We start from the raw sequence: 20,272 nt of genomic DNA, 5'->3' as shown, positions 1-20,272 counted from the left end.
GTTCGCCGAAATAGCAAATGCGTTCGCCGAAATAGCAAATGCGTTCGCCGAAATAGCAAATGCGTTCGCCGAAATAAAATCCTTGCAGTATATTACAGCTATTTTCAGGTAAATAGACCATGCGGTAGGGGCACAGCAATGCTGTGCCCTTACGATAGATGTGGTTCAAATACATGAAAATTGCTGTAATGACGAATTACAAATTACACCCAGCAGCTACTTGGTATAGTGATTGTATCGTTAGCCCATCATTGGGGTATTCGACTACGCTCAACAACCAGTAGTCGAAACACTCCCTCCTGCCCCCTAAAATTTAACTTCTCGCTCTAAAAAATGGTTCCTTCCAAACGAGTTTATTTATTATTGGTTTTGGGTATTGCGATCGCCCCGATCCTATCCTTATTTCTGATTGTTAGAGCAACCATCACTATCACTGTGCTATTTAATGCCATCATTCTCGGACTGATGGTTGTAGATGGTTTGCGGGTGCGGCGTTCTCGTGTGCAAATTAGCCGCGAATTACCGTCACGATTATCCATTGGGCGAGATAATTCTGTAGTGCTAAAGGTGACATCGCCAAATATTGATGCCCAAATTGAAATCCGCGACTATTACCCAACAGGATTTGGCATGTCTGCACCTGCACTCAGCGCCATTGTTCCCAGTAACAGCACTGAGGAATTAACGTATACCGTCCACCCGACACAGCGGGGAGAGTTTCCTTGGGGAAATATTCAAGTCCGACAGTTGGGGCTTTGGGGATTAGCTTGGGATGATTGGCAAATTCCCCAAAGTCTGCCAGTAAAAGTTTATCCTGATTTAGTAGGATTGCGATCGCTCACCATTCGTCTGACACTGCAATCATCGGGATCGATGCGCCAATCTCGCAAAACTGGTATTGGTACAGAGTTTGCCGAACTGCGAAACTATCGCACGGGTGACGATTTACGGTTTATTGATTGGAAAGCTACCGCCCGTCGGGTTGGGGCTTATGGTAATGCTATGCCACTGGTGAGGGTTTTGGAACCAGAACAGGAACAAACATTACTGATTTTACTTGATCGCGGACGGCTGATGACGGCAAAAGTAGAGAATTTGCAGCGATTTGACTGGGGATTGAATGCAACTTTATCTTTAGCTTTGGCAGGTTTACATCGAGGCGATCGCGTGGGTGTTGGTGTATTTGACCGCCAAATGCATACGTGGATTCCCCCAGAACGAGGTCAACATCATTTGAATCAGCTAATCGATCGCTTAACTCCAATTCAACCAGTGTTATTTGAATCTGATTATTTGGGGGCAGTGACAAATGTTTTGCAGCGACAAACTCGCAGGGCGCTGGTGGTGGTGATAACTGACTTAGTTGATGTTACTGCTTCTACAGAACTTTTAGCCGCACTCTCCAAGTTAGCACCCCGCTACCTTCCATTTTGCGTTACTTTGCGAGATCCACAAGTCGATCGTCTAGCACACACCTTTACAGATGATGTCGCAACTGCCTATACCCGTGCAGTAGCCCTAGATTTATTAATGCAACGACAAGTGGCATTTGCCCAACTGAAACAAAAAGGTGTATTAGTGTTAGACGCGCCAGCAAATCAAATTGCCGATCAGTTGGTTGAGCGATATCTGCAACTCAAAGCGCGAAATCAACTTTAGTAATTGTCACTCTAACTTGTGTATTTTTATTCAATTATTTAGCGGAGGTATAAACTTTGCTTAAAATTATCCAGGTAGAGACTGATGAACATAAATCTCATATACAGGAAGTGTTTTGGGAATATTTTAAGGAGACTAAGTTAATATTCAGCCATCAATTCGGCATCAATTTAAATACTAATACATTCTTTGAGCAATATATAACTCAACTCCACGAATTTCTACCACCTTCAGGACGCTTGCTTTTGGGACAATATGAGGAAAAAATAGCTGGCTGCGCTTGCTTGCGAAAGATTGGTGAAGATATTGGCGAAATTAAAAGAATGTATGTAAGACCAGAATTTCGCAGAAAAGGAATCAGTCGGTCTTTATTAGAAGCTATCATCAATGAAGCTGCCTACATTGGTTACTCCAGGATACGTTTAGACAGCGCCCCTTTTGCAAAGGAAGCACAGGCACTTTATCATATATTTGGCTTTCAAGATATCGAGCCGTATTTGGAAAAAACAGAAATTCCTCTAGAACATCGAGCCAACTGGGTTTTTATGGAATTAGTTTTAAAATCATGAATATCCGTTGTGAAACTCTGTCAGACTACACAGCAATAGCTGAGGTGAATACATTAGCCTTTGGGCAAGAAAACGAAGCTCAACTTGTGGAGAAAATTCGCTATTCTGACCGTTATATTTCCGAACTTTCTCTAATTGCAGAGGTTGAAAATGTTGTAGTCGGTCATATTTTATTCAGCTATATTGACCTAGTAGGTGAAGAAACACTCCAGGTACTTGGTTTAGCGCCTTTGGCAGTTCATCCACAGTTTCAAAGACAAGGAATTGGCAGTGCACTAATAAAAGCAGGGTTAGAAATTGCAGAGGTAAAGAAAGAAGCCATAGTAATTGTACTAGGTCATCCTCAATTTTATACTCGCTTTGGCTTTAAAACTGCTGTTGTTTATGAAATCGAGTCTCCCTTTCCAGTACCAGAGGAATTTTTCATAGTGAAAGCACTACAAAGTTATCAAAAGCAGTATAAAGGCAAGGTTGTTTATCCAGATACTTTTAATGAAGTATAGTACAATACAGTTTAGTTAAGTATTTCTTTTTTCTCTTCTCTACGAGACGCTGCGCGTAGCTTGCTTCTCCGTAGGAGTATGCGATTCGTTATTACTCCTGACTTTTCACAGGATGTAGAGAAGCGGGAATACTTCGCAGGCACATTATTCGCGAACCCACTACTAATCTTTGTTGTATTTAGAAGTTTCTTCGATTAAATCTTTCAAACCCTGGTTTAAAATTTTAATTGAACGATCTAATGCTTCGATTTTGGCTTTTAGAAAAATTTGTTCTACAGCATCCAGGTATGCTTGACTACCAGCTTTACCTAAATGCTTGTAACGAGAACTCTTACCATCAGTCTTTGTGGGAAATATTGCCACACCAGCCTGTAGTTTATAATACCAATACCCTGAATTCCTGCCTTTAGCGAGATAGCGAACAATCGAACAGGAAGATGCAGCTACTTCTCCCGAAGCACTTGCACTTATTGCTTGGATTTCTTTCTCAAGATGCTCTTTAGCTTGAACTACGCAATTTATGCGTGCATATAAATCTTCTTGGGGTGACGGTTTTGAGTTATTGGGCATAAAACAAAAATATACGGTTCGCGAATAACTTATACGAACCATTCTTGGCTCTACAAAGCTTTTAAACAATTAAAATTAAAGCATTAATTTCAAAATGTAATAGAAAGTAAAACAAACTGTAATAAACAGTACAACAAAATGTAATAAAGAATACAACAAGCAAGTTTGGTACAAGGTTTCCAACTCTAACTAACCTCATCACCAAATTTGTATCCTAATTAAACAATTTTTTATATATTCTAAGTATCCTCATAGCCACACTATTGCGCGTATTGTCCAATTAATAGTTAATTCCACATTATTTTTCGCTTTGGAGGTGTACTAGCAAGCAGCAGATACATCTGTAATTTAGTTAACATCTATGATGCAAGAATTTGTAGTTTAGTTCAGTACAAATAAGTCATTTTTAATAGTTTTGTCGATACAAATAAGTCATTCTTAATAGTTGATCGCTATAAATAAGTCATTCTTAATAGTTTTGTCGATACAAATAAGTCATTCTTAATAGTTACGCGGCAATCAGAGTCAAAAAACCTATTATCAAAGATATCTCTCACCCACCAAGCGATCGCTTTCTGCTTTGCAGCCCATTTCAGAATTTGATATTACTCTTCTATCTGCCAACGATATGTATACCAACGGAGGATAGAGGCAATATTTTTATGTGTGATAACGGACTCGCTTGTTAATACCTGAAATCTAAAAATCATTTTATCTGTTTATGTTCGCGAATATTATTCGCGAACCACTACTATTCTTGATATCCTGTAAAAAGTCACTCAAAATTTTCCGCATAAAGAGTAATGCTTCCATTGCGACTTCTCAACGATTTCTCTATATCAGATAGACAAACTTCTTGCCTTTATGGGGTGAAACAACCCTGTGGCAAGGGTTATGGAGGATATAAAAGTACCTAAAGTCAGTCACAGGGAAACACTTTTCAAACAGTTTCTAAATACAAGATGAGGTAAATAGCTTGACAGTGCGAAGATTTTTATGATCGTATACAAAAAAACTTATGGAAAACTACTATTTATTCATTTCTAATAGTGCTATTCTTTTTTGTGGCGCTAAAAACAATCGGTAGATTGTACTCAGACAATAATCCTAAACAGGAAGTTAATCAAAGGTAAACAGGAAGTTAACAAGGGAAAAGTATGCTTAAAATTCGTGATTTAGACTGCAAGCCAAGTTACTTAGAATCTCTAAATGATGTGAAAGCCGAAAACTTAGTTGGAGGCGGCAGTACAATCATACTATTAACAACTGGAACGTTACTTATTTCCGACAACACAGGAGCTAAAGTAGAGGCTAGTAATGCTAGTTTTGGTTCAATAACTGTAGACGCTGCGGGGAATCAAACAGTAACGGGTGGAACTTTACTTCAAGGAAAAGTAACACGACCCAGGACAAGATAACACGAACACAAAGTTAGTCTCAAATAGCTTTTTTCAAGTTTCACAATAGAATTTAACGAAACTACTCTGAGCGTTAGAGTATGTTTGAATTTGCAAACATACTCTAAATTCAACTTTCTCTAAAATTAAAAACTCGGTTTTCTTTATCCAGTAAAAACCCTGGCTTTTTGGCAAATACTTTTTCAACTTCACAGATTACCGATGAAGTTAAAAAAGTAAAACTATAGAATCTGCACCAACAACTGAGAAAGATTTGAGCCGTCAAGTAGAAGAAGGCAAACTCAATCTAGGGGTGATTATTCCATCAGAATTCCCTAGAAAGCTGGCAACAAAAGAAGCTAAGATTCAAGTATTTATTGATGGAGTGGATGCAAACGCAGCAGGCATTGCTAGTGGCTATATAACTCAGATTATTCAAAATTATAATCGTAACTTTGGGCAAACCCAGCTAAATTTTCCGATATCACTCCAAGTCGTGTTTTTATATAATCCGGGACTAATAAGTAGCTGGTATTTTGTGCCGGGAGTCATGGGTTTAGTGTTAACGCTTGTTGGAACACTAGTTTCATCAATCGCTGTTGTCCGAGAGAAAGATAGCGGAACTTTGGAGCAATTACTTATGACACCAGCCGCAAACTGGGAAATTTTGCTTTCCAAAATTTTGCCTTTAGCGTTTTTGCTCATGGGAGATATTCTGCTAGCTTTGACTTTAGGACAACTGGTCTTTGGTTTACCGTTGCGTGGAAATTTTCTACTATTTTTTGGGCTGTCAATTATCTATCTGCTGGTTGGGATAAGTATAGGTATTATGTTAGCGATGTTTTCCAGCTCGCAACAACAGGTGGTATTGATGTCATTTTTCGTCAATATGCCGATATTGCAGACTTCTGGGGTGCTTGCCCCTATCGAAGCTATGCCCCCCTTTTTTCAAGTCCTATCTCTACTGAATCCCTTACGTCATTACATTGCCATTGTTCGAGGAATTTTACTTAAAGGGGTTGGTTTAGATGTGTTATGGATGCATATTCTGGCATTGCTTAGTATTGCTGTTGTGTTATTAACTATTAGTCTTAGCAAGTTTCGCAATCAATTAAGTTAGAATAACGTGTTTGACAAGGGTTAATAAACTTCTAAATAAAAATATTTAATCGCTTTAGAAGCAGTTTTTGAGCAGGGAAAGAAAAATATAATAGTAACATTAAATACAAGCATTTGGATAATTTAATTTTTGGAGTATTCTAAAATAATTCGTAATTGATAATACTCGTCAAAAATGAGAAGTAAGCTACATAATTTGTAATTAAATTAGTTTAGGATTTATTTACAACTAATTCAAGGCCACCAATTTGATAATTTGGTGAGGCAGCGTGCTTTTCTCCCAAAGGGAGAGGCTAATGCCTTCGCGGAGCGTCTCGTAGAGAAGGAGGTTTCACCAATGGTGACTGCCGAACACGTGGGGTGTGGTGAAAGGCCCGAAAATTACAAATTAAAGTCTTCTCTACGAGATGCTTTGGGTAGCTTGATTAAGAGTAGTGGTATATAGGGGAGCATAGCCATTACGAATTAGTAATTATACCAATTCGCAATTCGCAATTCGCAATTCGCAATTGAAAAATTTAGATGCAGCAAAGCAATCCCTGCTTACATCTGTTGCTTTATTTTAGAGAATTGGTATTAGTTAAATACCTCAATCACATCAGCGAACCAATTCCAGATGATTAGTAAATTAACGAATTCTAAATGTTAGTAAATAATGATTTGCAAGACCGATGGATTCCTCGTTATTTCAGATTAGCGATCGCAAATATGCTCTCCAATTTAATGGTGCCGCTGTCTGGAATGGTTAGCGTTTCCTTTTTAGGGCACTTGCAAGACATTCGTCATTTAACTGGTGTTGCACTGGCAACGGTTGTGTTTAATTACTTCTATCGAGCATTAAATTTTTTGCGTCTCTCTGTTACCGGCACGACTGCCCAGGCAACTGGAAGAAATGATCGAGAGGAAGTGCTGCTGCTAGGCTTACGAAATATTTTAATTGCCCTCGGCTTGGGGTTTGCTGTTTTGCTCCTGCAATACCCACTGCGAGAGTTGGGGTTTATTGTCTTGAATAAGACTCCTGACGTGAAAGCGGCTGCGGTGGACTACTTCAATATGAGGATTTGGGGTGTACCTGCGGTTCTAGTGAATATGGTGCTGTTCGGCTGGCTAATGGGGCGTGAACAAAGCCAGAAAGTGTTAGTTTTGTCGGTTTTTGGCAACGTCGTCAACATCATCTTGAGTTACCAGATGATTTTGTCAGCAGGTTTGGACAGCATGGGAGCAGGCTTGGCACAAGCTTTGAGCCAATTTCTGATGATGGTGCTGGGATTAATTTGGATGAAGAGTGAAATCCAGTGGGAGGAGATCCGTGCCGTTGCACCTCAGCTTTGGGACAAATCTGCCTGGAATGAGACTTTTGCCCTGAGTCGGGATCTCTTTATACGGACACTGGCGATTGGATTTACCTTTTGGGCTTTTACCAATCTGTTTGCTGGGATGGGAAGAATCGCCTTTGCAGAAAATGTCTTGCTGATTGAGTTCATGACGCTAGGGATTCAAATACTCAATGGCTTATCTTATGCAACAGAAACCTTGACGGGCAACTTTCATGGCACAAAGGAGCAGGGGCAGATGGTGCCACTGCTTGGCGTTTCTATAGGCGTGACTCTGATGTTTGCAGTCATCATGTCTCTTACCTGCATCCTTTTTCCTCAGACGGTATTTAGGCTACTCACAAATCATACGGAAATAACCACCCATATTGATCGCTACATTCCCTGGCTAATGAGCGTGCTGGGGCTGTATGCGTTTGCTGTCTCAATTGAAGCTTATTTCTTTGGTTTGGCAGAAGGATTAATACTCCGCAATGCGGCTTTTATCGCAACTGGGTTAGGCTTTATTCCCACAGCAGCCCTTGCTTGGAATTTGCAGAGTGTTCATCTGTTATGGTTGGCGATGTCTTTGTTCATTGTGACTAGAATTGCAGTACAGGGAATTCAAATCCCTAAAACCTTGAAACTAGCGACAGAGGATATTCCTCCTGCTGAAAAGACTCAATGCTAGTAAATCGAAGGCGTAATTTTTTCATTCTACAATCACCTCATTCACAGCATCTTAAACGATTATAGCAGTCCTAAATGATTCGTAAACTTCTTTGCTTCTTCCCTTGCCATTCTTCTCTAATACCGTTTCACCATAAATTTGATACAGATGGCAAGCAGGGGAAGCAAGAAACGTGATTTGTATCAAAAATTTAGTGAAATGGTATAACGAGACGTTTTGCGTTCACATAGTGTCTCGTAGAGAAGGCGAATTTTTTGCGAAACGCTGCACCTTCGCGTAGCGTTTCGTAGAAATAGCGATTCGATAATTTTTGCAACTCAAATAGGATTGCTATAGCTTCAGTTGAAAGCGTTGAAAATCACTGGTGCTGAAACTACACCTTTGGCCTCTAACACAGCTGCAACCCGTAAAATTAACGCTTCATTATATGGTGCGGCGATTAATTGCACACCTAAAGGTAATGCATTTTGGCGCTGAATTGGTACTGATAAAACGGGTAAACCAATAAAAGATAATGGTTGAGTAAATAGCCCTAAATGAGGACGGACAAGAATTTCTTCGCCATCCAAAATCATGGTTTGTTGACCAATTAGCGGCGCAGAAATTGGTGTAGTTGGGGCAAGAATTACATCGACATTTTGAAATACTTCCCGAAGGCGCTCGCGATACCATCTTCTAAACCGTTGTGCTTGGAGATACCAGCTACTAGGAATTAACGCCCCAGCCAAAAAGCGATCGCGTGTTGCTGGATCAAAATCTTCAGGACACAATCGCAACTTATCCAAATGCAGATTTGCGCCCTCGCTAGCTGTAATTACAAAGGCTGCTGCACGGGCGCGGTGTGCTTCTGGTATGATTACGTATTTAGTAACTTCTATTGCATCAGCTACTTTTTGCACTGCTGTTAAAGCTGCCGGTTCTGCACCTTTGGTAAAATAATCAGCTGCAATGGCAATTCTGATACCAGAAATATCTTGTTTGAGTTGTGGTAAACATAATTCAGGTGGACGCTTTGTACAAATGGGATCGCGATCGTCTTCTCCTTGCAACACATCAAACACCGTAGCGATATCCTGCACCGAACGCGCAAAAGGGCCAATGTGGTCAAAACTGCTAGAAAATAAAGCTACCCCAGCACGAGATAATCTTCCATAAGTTGGCTTGAAACCAAAAACGCCACACAACGCCGCCGGAACGCGAATTGAACCATTAGTATCAGAACCCAACGTCAGCGGTACTAACCCAGCCGCAACCGCCGCCGCCGAACCACCCGATGAACCACCAGCAACTCGCTGTAAATCATGGGGGTTGTGAGTAGCACCGTAATGGGAGTTTTCCGTCACAAACCCATAAGCGTACTCATCCATATTTAAAGCACCAACTAGCACAGCACCCGCTTGCTTCAGCTTCGCTACTGCGGTTGCATCTTGGGTAGCTGGTGGGTTTTCTGCATTGATTTTTGATCCCGCCAAAGTTGTTAAACCAGCGATATCGAAGAGATTTTTCACTGCAAAAGATACACCAGCAAGGGTTCCAGGATTATTACCTTGAGCAATTTCTTGATCAATCAGTGCTGCGTCTGTTAAAGCTGTCTCAACAGTTATAGTGGTAAAACAGTTGAATAGATGATTGTGCGTTGCTATTCGTGCTAACGCAGCTTTAGTAACTTCCACTGCGCTAACTTTACCTTCGCGTACAGCAGTTGATATTGTTATAGCATCGGCTAAATTAAAATTCATGCTGAAATATTAAGAGATAGCGCCTTTAGCTTTTTGAGTAATAGCAGTCAGCAATAGTTTTTGCTTTACTACAACATCAACATAGCTATTCTTGAAGCAATTATGGTTCAAAAACTGGTGCAACTTCAATTTCCTCTGGTAAAGGGAAAGAATTTACAAGATTAGCGATCGCCCTAATTCTCTCAAAATTTGCCACCACACCATCTCGATACTCATCTTTTAACTGCAAATCCAACAAAAACCTCATTTTATCGACATATTCACCTACATCAAACCCTTCTCTTCTCATCTCTCTCCTTTGCACCCTTTGCGGTAGCTTGCGACAAGCCAAAGCGTCTACATTATCTTAAACTTATAACTTCTTGCAACAACTGAAATGCAATTCATTTTATACATTAGACCTGTTGCAAAAGTCCCTAACACCCCACCCCGCTCTTCGGGAGGGGAGACAAAGCGTAGCTTTGGCTCTTTGGGGTTCTTATTTTGGATTTATGCAAGAGGTCTATTATCTGCAAACGGCATCTCTGCGTGAAGACAAAAATCATCTCGGTTATCGCGCAAAATCAACCACGCCCACCAGTGTTTTACAGCTATTTTCAGGCAAATAGACCACGCGGTAGGGGCGAAAGAAGGAGCGCTTATACGACAGGTGTAGTTCAAATATATGAAAACTGCTGTAATTAAGTATTTTTTGAAATATGAAAAATACCTCTAAAGTCAGAGATATATTCTGTGCTGAGGTAGAGGATTTTTTGATTCCGTTTCAGTATATTGCTAAATGTTAGATCAACCGATTTTGCTGCTATCTTTCCAAAATTAGTCACTTTGGCTAAGATAAAAATAATTATTCAAAAGATATTGAATTGCAGTAAATAAAACGTCTATAAGCATAATAAAGATGATTAAAAAAAAGAAAACTGATAGTACTAAGAAGAATTCAAATCGAAAGGCGAAAACGGCTAAAACCAATCTAGATTCATTATCTAATGAATCTGTACAATCAACTAAAACAATTAACATAGATGGCCAGCGTCCAGTCGATCCAAGTAACATTCAGGTTAAGGAAACAATTGATATAGATGGGGAGCGACCAATTGCAAAAAGTGAAAATTATAGCGATCAAACAATTGATATAGATGGTCAACGCCCAATCGGCAAGAGTAATTTTCAAGAAAATGAGACGTTAAATGTAGACGGCGAACGTCCAATTGACCCTAGTGATTTAGAGGTTGAGAAAATTCTTGATATAGATGGTCAACGTCCGATCGCCAAGAGTAAACTTCAAGTTAAAGATACTCTAGAGATAGATGGTAGCCGCCCAATAGCTTAAAATAACACTATTGATTTGCAAATACCAACAGATTATGTAGACTAAAATCACAACCTTTCTTGACACTGGAAAGTGGTGAAGAGAAAACAAGGAAACTCAGTAATCTACGTTGTTAGCATAAAGCAACGCTAGAGGTTAAATGTGAGTGTTGAATCAATACTTTTCGGTTAAGAATTAAGCAGTATTAATAATGGAAAAATTGAGTGGCTGGCGTTGAGTATCAGTACCACGATGAACAGGCTTCTTAAAACAGTGAACAGTGATCAGTGACCAGTGACCAAGCGTATGGTGGGGGATTTAAACCCGCCACCAACGCTTTCCACCTTCTTGGTGGGGGACTTAAACCCAATTGATTTAACTGGTAACTGATAACTGGTAACTGGTAACTGTTAAACGGAAATTTGGAACGAGTTTTTTGACTAGCCGAGGATTGTTTCTCTCCTGCCAAGGCGGAATCTTCTCACCCAAAATCTCCATAATTAACCGTGACCAAAAAAAGGGAGGTGTTCGGTGGAAGTAGTCTGAAATTCAAGAATAGTAGCACGAATTACCTTGAGAGTGCCAGTAAAATCTAAACGAAGATTTGCACAGAGCAACACGCAGTAAGGGTGCACAGATGTGCGCCCCTACGAAAAACCTAACTTAGATTCAAATTTGGGAAGGTTCAGCTATTGTTGCTTTCGCCCTAACTTAGGATCCTCTTGATCAAAAAACACGGTAATACACATCATATGTAGAGCCACTTCCAGACACACGCGTTATTGCCTGACCATTTGTTGGCCCATTGACAGTAAAACCACCTAGAGAATCGTCAGAGCCGTTTAAAAAACCGTCTTCATCAAAAAGTTCAATCCTTGTAGGGAAATCAACGCCTAAACCTCGGTTAACTACAGATGTCTGTCCGCTAGAAAAACCATTAGGTCCCCAGATTTGACTGCCATTGATTGTGATATAGGTATCGTCATCGCCGAATGTATCTGCATCAGCATTGATTGCCTGAAGTTGATCTATAATAAGGAACCCCCCGCCTCCTTCTATGACAGCTCCTTCTTCAGGAGTCAATTGAGCGAATAATTGTCCGTTATCGATAGAATAAATGTCAGAATTAGGTGTCTTTTTGTTAATGCCTAACATGATTTTTCTCCTTTTTTAATTAAGTGCATACAGAGATAATTAGGTAAGTTTTAATTCACTAAATTGGCATTACATATTTGTGAGATGAATCGGCAATTGTAACCATCAAAAGTTCGTTCTGTAATGGAATAAATCATTTGATGATTCAGCAACACCCCAAATTTGCACGCTTTTTGTGATATTTACTAGGTGAACCTCTGTACTATGATTCTTTACGATGGCTTTTAGGCTTTATGCACTGAGAGCAGAAAATTTGTTCAAAATTTGTAAAATGGTTATAGAGCAATAAGTTGGGCTTATGCTATTGGCATCCCTCGCAAACTCAAGCTGTTGATTCAGCTTTGCATTTGGAATGCGTAGGCGCAGCCCGCCGTAGGCATCGCACTTTTACTTGCTACGATTTTTAATGAGAGCATCCCAATACAATGGTATGTCTCTATCTCCTGTCACTATCATGTCTATGATAAATTGCAGATGTTATAGCATCGCCATAATTATTTATTATTTATGCTTGCTGTTGTGATTTTGGGTCTGATTATAACAATAAATGCAAGCAAAGTAAAAACTAACATCTGCCAAGTCACCAAATTCCAGCCACCAAAATGCCAGCATAATAGACCAATACTGGTACCTACAGCACCACCAATAAAATAGGTAGTCATGTAAACTGTGTTGATGCGACTATTCGATTGAGCATCAAGAGTGTATATTCTGGCAACATTAGTGACTTGAATTGCCTGTGTACCTACATCTAGTAACAATACAGCAACAGCGATCGCTAGCGCTGAACTAGAAGCAATTTTAGCAATTACTAAACTTGCAATCACTAGGGATACAGAAATAGTTAAGGAACGTTGGGAATTACCTCTATCGGCTAATTTACCAAAAATTGGTGCCATTAATGCACCTGCGATCGCCACAAAGCCATACATCCCAATTGTGTCAGATTGAAAGTTAAAAGGTGCTCCGCTTAAATGGAAAGTTAACGTTGTCCAAAATGAGCAAAAGACACCAAACATTAATCCCCCAATTAAAGATGTTTCTCTTAATAAGGAAAAACGTTTGAATTGTTGAAGCGTTGATTTTAATAAATCAAAATAATTACCAGTGTATTGATTATTTACATTCGGCAAGTAAATCTTGAGCAAAACAGTAACAATTAAAATCATTACTCCTGAAAATCCATATACATAACGCCAACTCAAGTATTCAGCAATATATCCACTAAAAACCCTTGCTCCTAAAATTCCAATCAATATACCAGTAAAAATACTGCCTACAGTTTGACCTGTAGTTACTCTATCTATACTTGCTGCTAAGGGAAGAATAATCTGAGCGGAGACTGTTGTAATTCCAATTGCTACGCTCAATATCCAAACCTCAACGATATTTTGTGAAAACGTCATGAATATCAACAAACAGAACAAACATATAAGTAAGGAAAGAATTAATGTTTTTTTGTTGATTTTATCGCCCAAGGGAATTAAAAAGAAAAGCCCAAAACCGTAACCAACTTGCGAAAGCACAGATATGCTACCCGCTTCACCTTCACTAACTTGAAAAGAAGATGCAATATCTTTGAGAATTGGCTGATTATAATAAACGTTAGCAACACACACACCAGATGCGATCGCCATAATCAGTACCTGAACTTTAGTTAATCCGTTACTTGAGATTTGTTTTTTCATTCAACCTAAGTCACTATAATTTAGTTGCTTGAGGACTTTTCCCTTGAGCTTCATCGTATATTCAAGGGTTTAAGGCCCCTACTTCTTGTCGTAGCATATTTTGAATCGGGGTTTAAATCCCCAACTCAAAATGTCTTGAATTTTGAATGCGTGAATTTTGAATTTTGAATTGTTAACTGTGTTTATCAGTTATTAGTTTTTCTGGTGCTAAACCGCCAAGTTAGGATTATTGCAGCGATCGCTAAACCAATAGCCAATCCCCACCAAAAACCAATAGCTCCAAACCCCAACGAGATCCCAAAAATATAACCACTGAATAAACCAACACACCAATAAGCAAAAATTCCAATCAACATAGGGATTCGAGTGTCTTTTAGTCCGCGTAATGCTCCAGCAGCAGTAACTTGCACACCATCAACTATTTGAAAAATTGCCGCGACTGCTAGCAATTTCCCCGCCAGGGCAACCACATCTGCATTGTTCTGATTGTTGATGTCAATATAAAGAGAAATAATCGACTTTGGTACTAGCCAAAATGCAAAGCTTACTATACCCATAGATAAAGCTGCAATGGCAATGCCTACATATCCAGTTAGACGAGTGGCAACTAGGTCATTCTGTCCGGCTAACTGTCCAACACGAACTGTTGTCGCTAAAGAAATGCCTAGTGCCATCTGGAATGAGATCGAAATTGTTTGTAAAGCAATTTGATGAGCAGCGAGGGCATTTGTTCCGAATCGTCCAATCGAGAAAGTGACAACAGTGAACAGTCCGCCTTCGACTGCAATCAGACCCCCGATGGGCAATCCAACCTGAAAAATCTCACCAACGATCCGGCGATGTTCGAGAGAAAAAGCTTCATGAGACAAAGGTCGAAAAATACCGTAAACTGCAAAGCGAGGCTGATTACATATATAAACTGTCAAAGCAACAAACATACTCCAAAGTGAAAGCGTGCTTGCCCAACCGATACCAGCTAAACCCAGCGCCGGGAATCCCAGTTTGCCAAACATCAGCACATAGTTAGCTGTGATGTTGAACAGAGTACCTAAAACCACAGTCACAATCACTAATTGCGGCTGCAATAGAGCAGAAAGAAAGCTTTTAAGTACTGCAAAGCCTAAAGCAGGAATAAAACCCAGTGCGATCGCCCTTAAATAAATTTCTGCTAGTGCTACTGTGTTAGCATCCTGTCCTAGTAAAAGTAGTAAAGCACCTCCATTGTAAAGCAGCAATGTAGTTGGTATTCCTAGCACCAGAGATATCCCTAGTCCAAGCCGGACAATTGTGCCAACTTTTTCTTTATTTCCGGCTCCGTATGCTTGGGCTGCTAAGGGACTGACAGCAGAAACGATACCACTAACAATCAACAGACAAAAACTAAAGAGAACAGCTCCCAAACCTCCAGATGCAATGGTTTGACTTCCCAACCAGCCCATCATTACCGTATCCACAAAACCAGTTGCAGATTGAGCCAGTTGTGCCGCCGCCAAAGGTACGGCTAACATGAGACATTTTTTAACTTCAGAAAACATATACAGCTGATAACCCGATGTGAAGAACAAAGGGTTTTTCCAAAATCTAAACCCATGTTCAGGAGATATTGATCCTGGGAACTTGAATCAATCTATCTTAATGGAGCAAGAGGACTACTGTCACAGTGGTTAACAGAGCGTTTTGCAGGAAAGATTTAACAGCAGATGAGTTGCAACCAGGTAACGACTAACACGACACCTATCAAATGTTTGGTTGATTCTTTTTGGGGAATAAAGTTTTAGAATGTTCGCTGTGGGCGATGGTTTATCCCCCGAAGCAGACCTCAAGCAGATTATCCACATCGCGATCGCCAATGAAGCTGAAAATCCCATACCAGCTTTGAGTGTCACAAATGATTTCAATCTTTTGGCAATCGTCTTGAAGCTACGTTAAAGTGAGCAGTTGGAGTTAAGAATGGATTTATATGCGCTTACCAATTGCAATTAGTGCTATTTTAGTGGCATCTTTAGGTTTTAATGCACCTGTAATATCTCAACCTCCTCCTATACAGGTAGCCAAAACACCCGCGCCTAGTAGTTTAGCCTTGGAACAATTTAAGATTAATTACCGATTATGGAGACGGCAAAAAATCTCTAACTATCGCTATGAATTCACTAGAAGTTGCAATTGTTTACCGAAAGCCACAGAACCAGTAATTATTAAAGTACGCAATCGAGTCACAACTTCTATTACTTATAAAGCAAGTCAAAAGCCAGCTGAGGCAGAATTGTTTCAACAATATAATACAATTCCTAAACTCTTTAATATCATCAGGGATGCGCTGATTCGTAAAGCAGCAAACTTGACTGTACAATACGATCCAATACTTGGTTATCCAACTCAAATTAACATTGATTATAATAGCCAGATTGCTGATGATGAAATATTTTTTACAATTAGCAATCTGCAAAAAATTAATTAACTATGGCTACCGAGAGCATTATTTGCTATAGCAGTGCTTAATTGATTCAGCGTATCTTACTTGCTCTAGCGCTCGCACACACATGCAACTAATACTCACAGTGGATTGCATCAAACAACCCACTAGTACCGCAAGGCGGAAGTCAAAAGTCACGCATTCAAAAGTCAAAAGAATTGTATTTCGGGCTTTTATGACCAGAAAGAAAAAGGTACAAGCCCCTAAATTTATTTATGGAAAAAGAAAAAATGTATTTCGAGACGTGCAACGCAAGAAATACGGCGTCGTTGTTACAAGCCCCTAAATTTATTTATGGGATTCTTACTTTTGACTTTTGACTTTTGACTTTTGACTTCCCCGAAGGGGCTGACCTTAGCTTTATTGTAAAGGTTTAGGATGGCGAATGCACTGTTGGGCTGAAGCATTTAAAGTCTTTCAATAACACCATCACCACTCATCATTTTTGCGACTTCATCCATAATTTCTTTACTGCTATAGTCTAGCTTAGATGGATCTATTGGTTTTAACGGACGAAAAATAGCTAGCTGAGATTTTGGAGTAATATATAGCAGTTCTCGTTGACGCGACGTGCCCCTACACCTTGCGATCTAACGTTGTACTGCATCTGAATGGGAATTGCTATATGTACTTTCAATTACATTTGCGTTACTCAAATTTGTGAATTCTGAACTATATAATTGCTCAACTTAAGTATTAAATAAAATTATTACCACTAGTTTAGGAAAAGCAAAGACGTGAACCGTTTCAAAAAGCTATCCTCAATTGTGTTCCTGTTATTAGCCTTCATTTATCCACCTACTTTGGTTGAAGCCAAAGATAATACTCTAAACAATGTTCTTAATGAACAGAGTATTGACGTACAGACAAAATTAGTAGGAGAGCAAAGTGAAGAGTTTTTGTTAGCTCACAGACGAACTCGACGACGTTATCATAGACGGCATCGGACTGGAAAATATTATTATCAACGCCAGTGGAATCGACGACATTATTATAGACGACACTATCGCTCTATACGTTATCACGGACAACGATATCGTCATGGAGAATGGGAACTTGTGCGCGATCGTCATGGACGATTAATGTATGATTGGCAACGTTAATAGTAGACTTTACATCCAATTTTTCTAGAGAATCTTTATGCGTAAATCCTAATCTAGTACAACACGGCGGAAATAAACATACCATTCCAAATGGTGTAAAAGCCCGAAATACAATTCTTTTGACTTTTGAATGCGTGACTTTTGACTTCCGCCTTGCAGTACTGCTACTATATATATCTATCTTTAGGCATAGAAAATTTTTATTCTAATTTCATTTTTTTATGAAAGGCTATAAATAGGGTGAACGGTAAGACATTTCAGACATTTATATACCTTCATTGATCACAAGTGATTGCTAAAAATATGTTAGCCAGGGGTAAAATTCTCTGGTTGAGGCTTTCCCGTCAGCTGCTTCAACCCAGGCGGTTAGCTTTTGTGGAAGCTTGCCTGATTGGTCTAGTTTCTGGGCTAGCGGCAGTTCTATTAGGACAGACAGTGGATTCGGCAGGTGCATGGCGAGTGCATCTTTCTTATCATTGGTCTGCCTACTTGGTGCTACCAGGTATTGGACTAGCAGGGGGACTTTTAGCTGGTTGGCTAGTAGAGCGCTTCGCACCGGAAGCATCAGGTAGTGGGATGTCTGAAGTCAAAGCCGTATTGGCTCGTATGCCAATGCCATTAAATCTACGGATTGCTTTGGTCAAGTTGATCAGCGCTACATTAGTGTTGGGTTCTGGAATGCCTTTAGGACGAGAAGGGCCGACTGTGCAAATTGGGGCAGCTTTGGCAAATCAACTTAGCAACTGGGCACCGACTTCACCAGAGCATCGTCGCCAACTTATCGCCGCCGGCGCCGGGGCTGGGTTAGCTGCGGCTTTTAATGCACCGATCGCAGGTGTGCTTTTTGTAGTGGAAGAATTACTCCAAGATGTATCAGATATAACTCTTGGTACTGCGATTTTGGCTTCTTTCATCGCTTCAGTCATTTCCCGGCTCTATGGTAGTCACAGCCTGGATCTGAATCATCTAAATTTAGGTCTTCCCGATACAACTTTCTTCGCTCAGGAAATCCCTTTCTACTTGATTTTAGGAGTGCTGGCTGGACTTTTAGGCATTCTATTTAATAAAGGTATTCTTGAGAGTCTAGCAATTAACCGCCGCCTGCTACACCTGAGTTTACCCTGGCGAATTGGAATCGCTGGGTTAGTTAGTGGTGCGGCGATCGCTTTTTTACCTGCTACCTTTCGCGATCATGCTGGGCTGAGAGAAATTTTGCTTGTGGGTAGTGCTAATTGGTCATTTGCAGCGATCGCTCTTTTAGTTCAGTTTACCCTAATTATTTTGACCTACGGCTCTGGAGCGCCAGGGGGTTTACTAGTTCCCACTTTGGTCTTGGGAGCTGCCCTTGGTTACTTAGTGGGTGCTGTTGAACACAGTTTACTGGGAATGAGTGCTGCAACAGTCTATGCTCATGTTGGCATGGCTGCTTTTTTTAGCGCCGTCTCTAAGGTTCCAATTACCGCAGTCATCATTGTGTTTGAGATGACAACAGATTTCAATCTGGTGCTACCGCTAATGATTGCGTCTGTGATTGCCTATTTAGTAGCGGAAAAAATCGATCGGCGATCGCTCTACGACCTTTTACTAGAGTGGAAAGGGATTCACATCACCAAAGAGCCGGGCACAGAGGGACTTCTGGCACAACTGAGTGCTGTTGATGTGATGCAACGGCGTGTGGAAACACTCTCTAGTCAAATGAGCACTGATGAAGCAGTACAGGCATTTTCCGACTCTAACCATCGCAACTTTCCAGTTTTAGAAAATGGTAAAGTTGTTGGTATTGTGACTCAGAAAGATTTAGTTAATATTGCTTCGCAACAGTCAGGCAAAGATACAACTGTTAGCGAGATTATGACACCAGAGCCAGTGACAGTAACTCCCGTAGCGACACTAGCTCATGTACTGCATATACTCAATCGTTATCACCTCAGTTGCTTACCCGTTACAGAAGGTCGCAAGCTCATAGGAATTATTACTCGTAGTGATATTATCCGTGTAGAAGCAGAGCGACTGAGTGGTAATAGCGAACAAAGAGAACCCAAATCAGCACCTTCTTATGTGGTTTACCAAACTCGCGCTCCGGCTACAGGCAAAGGAAGGTTGTTAGTACCACTTTCACATCCTCAAACAGCCGAGACTTTACTAGACATGGCAGTTGCGATCGCCAAAGATCGCAATTACGAAATAGAATGTCTACAAGTGATTATCGTTGCGTCTGGCCGCATCCCATCGGAAACACCAGTGCAAATCAGCAAAAGTCTTCAACTTTTTCAACGGGCAATACTGTTAGGAGAGGAATGGCGGATTCCCGTTCATACCGAGATCCGAGTTGCCCATAATGTTGCTGGGGCAATTTTAGAAACTGTCAAAGCACGACACATTGACTTAGTGCTGATGGGATGGAAAGGCAGTACATCAACTCCTGGTAGAGTTTTTAGCCGAGTGGTGGATACGATAATTCGACAGGCTGCTTGTGATGTTATCTTGGCTAAATTGGATGATAAAAGATCCTTTGACCGTTGGTTGTTGCCAATGGCAGGCGGCCCTAACTCCAGCCAAGCAATTAAGTTATTACCTGCTCTGGCTTCTTTAAGTACATCACCCCAAATCAAGCTATGTCAGGTTTTCCAGCCGACTAACTCGATTCCTGACACAACATTACTAGATAAATCTGTTCGCTTTCTGCAACGCCGAGTTAGTGGTAAAGTGATGGCTACTCCCGTTTGTGCCAATTCTGTTTCTGAAGCTATTCTTAATTGTGCCAAACAAGACAACAGTGATGTGATTGTTCTGGGAGCTAGCCGTGAAAGTCTACTGCAACAAGCGATTCAAGGAAATATTGCCGAGAATATTTCTCGCAAGAGTAATTGTACAGTGATTATGGTCAAAACTTAATGTCCACGCCAAAATAACAAATGAGTACGCCAAAATAACAAATGAGTACGCCGAAATAACAAATGAGTACGCCGAAATAACAAATGAGT

General features: G+C 40.4%; 17 protein-coding genes. 11 read left to right on the top strand and 6 right to left on the bottom strand.

The genetic code is table 11. The annotated features are described in order from the left end of the window. The first annotated feature begins 333 nt into the window (after window positions 1-333). From HWQ58_RS27225 to HWQ58_RS27215, 3 genes are read left to right on the top strand one after another with little or no spacing between them, the layout of a single operon-like run. On the top strand, window positions 334-1,659 hold the full coding sequence (locus HWQ58_RS27225) for a DUF58 domain-containing protein (RefSeq protein WP_292869848.1): 1,326 nt from the start codon (window positions 334-336) through the stop codon (window positions 1,657-1,659). Between the two features lie 56 nt (window positions 1,660-1,715). Continuing rightward, window positions 1,716-2,228, top strand: a complete 513-nt coding sequence (locus HWQ58_RS27220) for a GNAT family N-acetyltransferase (protein WP_292869846.1) — start codon at window positions 1,716-1,718, stop codon at window positions 2,226-2,228. Beyond that, on the top strand, window positions 2,225-2,731 hold the full coding sequence (locus HWQ58_RS27215; protein WP_292869843.1) for an N-acetyltransferase: 507 nt from the start codon (window positions 2,225-2,227) through the stop codon (window positions 2,729-2,731). Before HWQ58_RS27220 ends, HWQ58_RS27215 begins: the two co-directional genes overlap by 4 nt. A gap of 162 nt (window positions 2,732-2,893) precedes the next feature. Here HWQ58_RS27215 and HWQ58_RS27210 read toward each other — a convergent pair whose 3' ends face one another. Continuing rightward, window positions 2,894-3,301 carry a hypothetical protein gene (locus HWQ58_RS27210; protein WP_292869840.1) on the bottom strand — a complete coding sequence of 136 codons (408 nt, stop codon included), beginning with the start codon at window positions 3,299-3,301 and terminating at the stop codon, window positions 2,894-2,896. Window positions 3,302-4,458: 1,157 nt separating this feature from the next. Here HWQ58_RS27210 and HWQ58_RS27205 point away from each other — a divergent pair. From HWQ58_RS27205 to gntT, 3 genes are all read left to right on the top strand, one after another. Continuing rightward, entirely contained in the window at window positions 4,459-4,719 is a 261-nt protein-coding gene (locus HWQ58_RS27205; protein ID WP_292869837.1) for a hypothetical protein, read from the top strand. A gap of 223 nt (window positions 4,720-4,942) precedes the next feature. Further along, on the top strand, window positions 4,943-5,818 hold the full coding sequence (locus HWQ58_RS27200; RefSeq protein WP_292869854.1) for an ABC transporter permease: 876 nt from the start codon (window positions 4,943-4,945) through the stop codon (window positions 5,816-5,818). 641 nt (window positions 5,819-6,459) lie between these two features. Further along, window positions 6,460-7,821, top strand: coding sequence for a guanitoxin biosynthesis MATE family efflux transporter GntT (gntT, locus tag HWQ58_RS27195; RefSeq protein ID WP_292869833.1), 1,362 nt, complete (start codon window positions 6,460-6,462; stop codon window positions 7,819-7,821). Between the two features lie 338 nt (window positions 7,822-8,159). Here gntT and HWQ58_RS27190 read toward each other — a convergent pair whose 3' ends face one another. Further along, window positions 8,160-9,560: an AtzE family amidohydrolase gene (locus tag HWQ58_RS27190; RefSeq protein ID WP_292869830.1), complete on the bottom strand. Its 1,401-nt coding sequence runs from the start codon at window positions 9,558-9,560 to the stop codon at window positions 8,160-8,162. Window positions 9,561-9,660: 100 nt separating this feature from the next. Continuing rightward, on the bottom strand, window positions 9,661-9,849 hold the full coding sequence (locus HWQ58_RS27185; protein WP_292869827.1) for a DUF4089 domain-containing protein: 189 nt from the start codon (window positions 9,847-9,849) through the stop codon (window positions 9,661-9,663). Between the two features lie 609 nt (window positions 9,850-10,458). Here HWQ58_RS27185 and HWQ58_RS27180 point away from each other — a divergent pair. Continuing rightward, window positions 10,459-10,890 (top strand): hypothetical protein, encoded by a 432-nt coding sequence (locus HWQ58_RS27180; RefSeq protein WP_292869824.1) that lies wholly within the window; start codon window positions 10,459-10,461, stop codon window positions 10,888-10,890. 705 nt (window positions 10,891-11,595) lie between these two features. Here the strand turns inward: HWQ58_RS27180 and HWQ58_RS27175 are convergent. From HWQ58_RS27175 to HWQ58_RS27165, 3 genes are all read right to left on the bottom strand, one after another. Further along, window positions 11,596-12,024 carry a hypothetical protein gene (locus HWQ58_RS27175; RefSeq protein ID WP_292869822.1) on the bottom strand — a complete coding sequence of 143 codons (429 nt, stop codon included), beginning with the start codon at window positions 12,022-12,024 and terminating at the stop codon, window positions 11,596-11,598. Window positions 12,025-12,518: 494 nt separating this feature from the next. Then, window positions 12,519-13,712, bottom strand: a complete 1,194-nt coding sequence (locus HWQ58_RS27170) for an MFS transporter (protein ID WP_292869819.1) — start codon at window positions 13,710-13,712, stop codon at window positions 12,519-12,521. A gap of 185 nt (window positions 13,713-13,897) precedes the next feature. Then, the gene (locus tag HWQ58_RS27165; RefSeq protein ID WP_292869816.1) at window positions 13,898-15,220 is read right to left on the bottom strand and encodes an MATE family efflux transporter; all 1,323 of its coding nucleotides are present in this window, start codon (window positions 15,218-15,220) and stop codon (window positions 13,898-13,900) included. A gap of 271 nt (window positions 15,221-15,491) precedes the next feature. Here HWQ58_RS27165 and HWQ58_RS27160 point away from each other — a divergent pair, with 271 nt between their 5' ends. The 4 genes from HWQ58_RS27160 (at window position 15,492) to HWQ58_RS27145 (ending at window position 20,183) form a co-directional block, all read left to right on the top strand. Beyond that, complete coding sequence (locus HWQ58_RS27160; RefSeq protein WP_292869813.1) at window positions 15,492-15,641, top strand: hypothetical protein; 150 nt, start codon at window positions 15,492-15,494, stop codon at window positions 15,639-15,641. 31 nt (window positions 15,642-15,672) lie between these two features. Beyond that, window positions 15,673-16,170 (top strand): DUF6174 domain-containing protein, encoded by a 498-nt coding sequence (locus tag HWQ58_RS27155; protein ID WP_292869810.1) that lies wholly within the window; start codon window positions 15,673-15,675, stop codon window positions 16,168-16,170. Window positions 16,171-16,922: 752 nt separating this feature from the next. After that, entirely contained in the window at window positions 16,923-17,288 is a 366-nt protein-coding gene (locus tag HWQ58_RS27150) for a hypothetical protein (protein ID WP_292869807.1), read from the top strand. A gap of 303 nt (window positions 17,289-17,591) precedes the next feature. After that, on the top strand, window positions 17,592-20,183 hold the full coding sequence (locus HWQ58_RS27145; protein ID WP_292869851.1) for a chloride channel protein: 2,592 nt from the start codon (window positions 17,592-17,594) through the stop codon (window positions 20,181-20,183). Window positions 20,184-20,272 lie beyond the last annotated feature (89 nt).

The sequence above is a fragment of the Nostoc sp. LPT genome, from assembly GCF_017115165.1.
Lineage (GTDB): Bacteria > Cyanobacteriota > Cyanobacteriia > Cyanobacteriales > Nostocaceae > Nostoc.
This window is presented reverse-complemented; position numbering and strand designations above follow the sequence as displayed.

Bases quoted from the DNA above. Each gene is read 5' to 3' on its own strand.
- HWQ58_RS27225 (WP_292869848.1), top strand. From the start codon at position 334: ATGGTTCCTTCCAAACGAGTTTATTTATTATTGGTTTTGGGTATTGCG.
- HWQ58_RS27215 (WP_292869843.1), top strand. From the start codon at position 2,225: ATGAATATCCGTTGTGAAACTCTGTCAGACTACACAGCAATAGCTGAG.
- HWQ58_RS27210 (WP_292869840.1), bottom strand. From the start codon at position 3,301: ATGCCCAATAACTCAAAACCGTCACCCCAAGAAGATTTATATGCACGC.
- HWQ58_RS27205 (WP_292869837.1), top strand. From the start codon at position 4,459: ATGCTTAAAATTCGTGATTTAGACTGCAAGCCAAGTTACTTAGAATCT.
- gntT (WP_292869833.1), top strand. From the start codon at position 6,460: ATGTTAGTAAATAATGATTTGCAAGACCGATGGATTCCTCGTTATTTC.
- HWQ58_RS27190 (WP_292869830.1), bottom strand. From the start codon at position 9,560: ATGAATTTTAATTTAGCCGATGCTATAACAATATCAACTGCTGTACGC.
- HWQ58_RS27185 (WP_292869827.1), bottom strand. From the start codon at position 9,849: ATGAGAAGAGAAGGGTTTGATGTAGGTGAATATGTCGATAAAATGAGG.
- HWQ58_RS27180 (WP_292869824.1), top strand. From the start codon at position 10,459: ATGATTAAAAAAAAGAAAACTGATAGTACTAAGAAGAATTCAAATCGA.
- HWQ58_RS27175 (WP_292869822.1), bottom strand. From the start codon at position 12,024: ATGTTAGGCATTAACAAAAAGACACCTAATTCTGACATTTATTCTATC.
- HWQ58_RS27170 (WP_292869819.1), bottom strand. From the start codon at position 13,712: ATGAAAAAACAAATCTCAAGTAACGGATTAACTAAAGTTCAGGTACTG.
- HWQ58_RS27165 (WP_292869816.1), bottom strand. From the start codon at position 15,220: ATGTTAGCCGTACCTTTGGCGGCGGCACAACTGGCTCAATCTGCAACT.
- HWQ58_RS27160 (WP_292869813.1), top strand. From the start codon at position 15,492: ATGTTCGCTGTGGGCGATGGTTTATCCCCCGAAGCAGACCTCAAGCAG.
- HWQ58_RS27155 (WP_292869810.1), top strand. From the start codon at position 15,673: ATGCGCTTACCAATTGCAATTAGTGCTATTTTAGTGGCATCTTTAGGT.
- HWQ58_RS27145 (WP_292869851.1), top strand. From the start codon at position 17,592: ATGTTAGCCAGGGGTAAAATTCTCTGGTTGAGGCTTTCCCGTCAGCTG.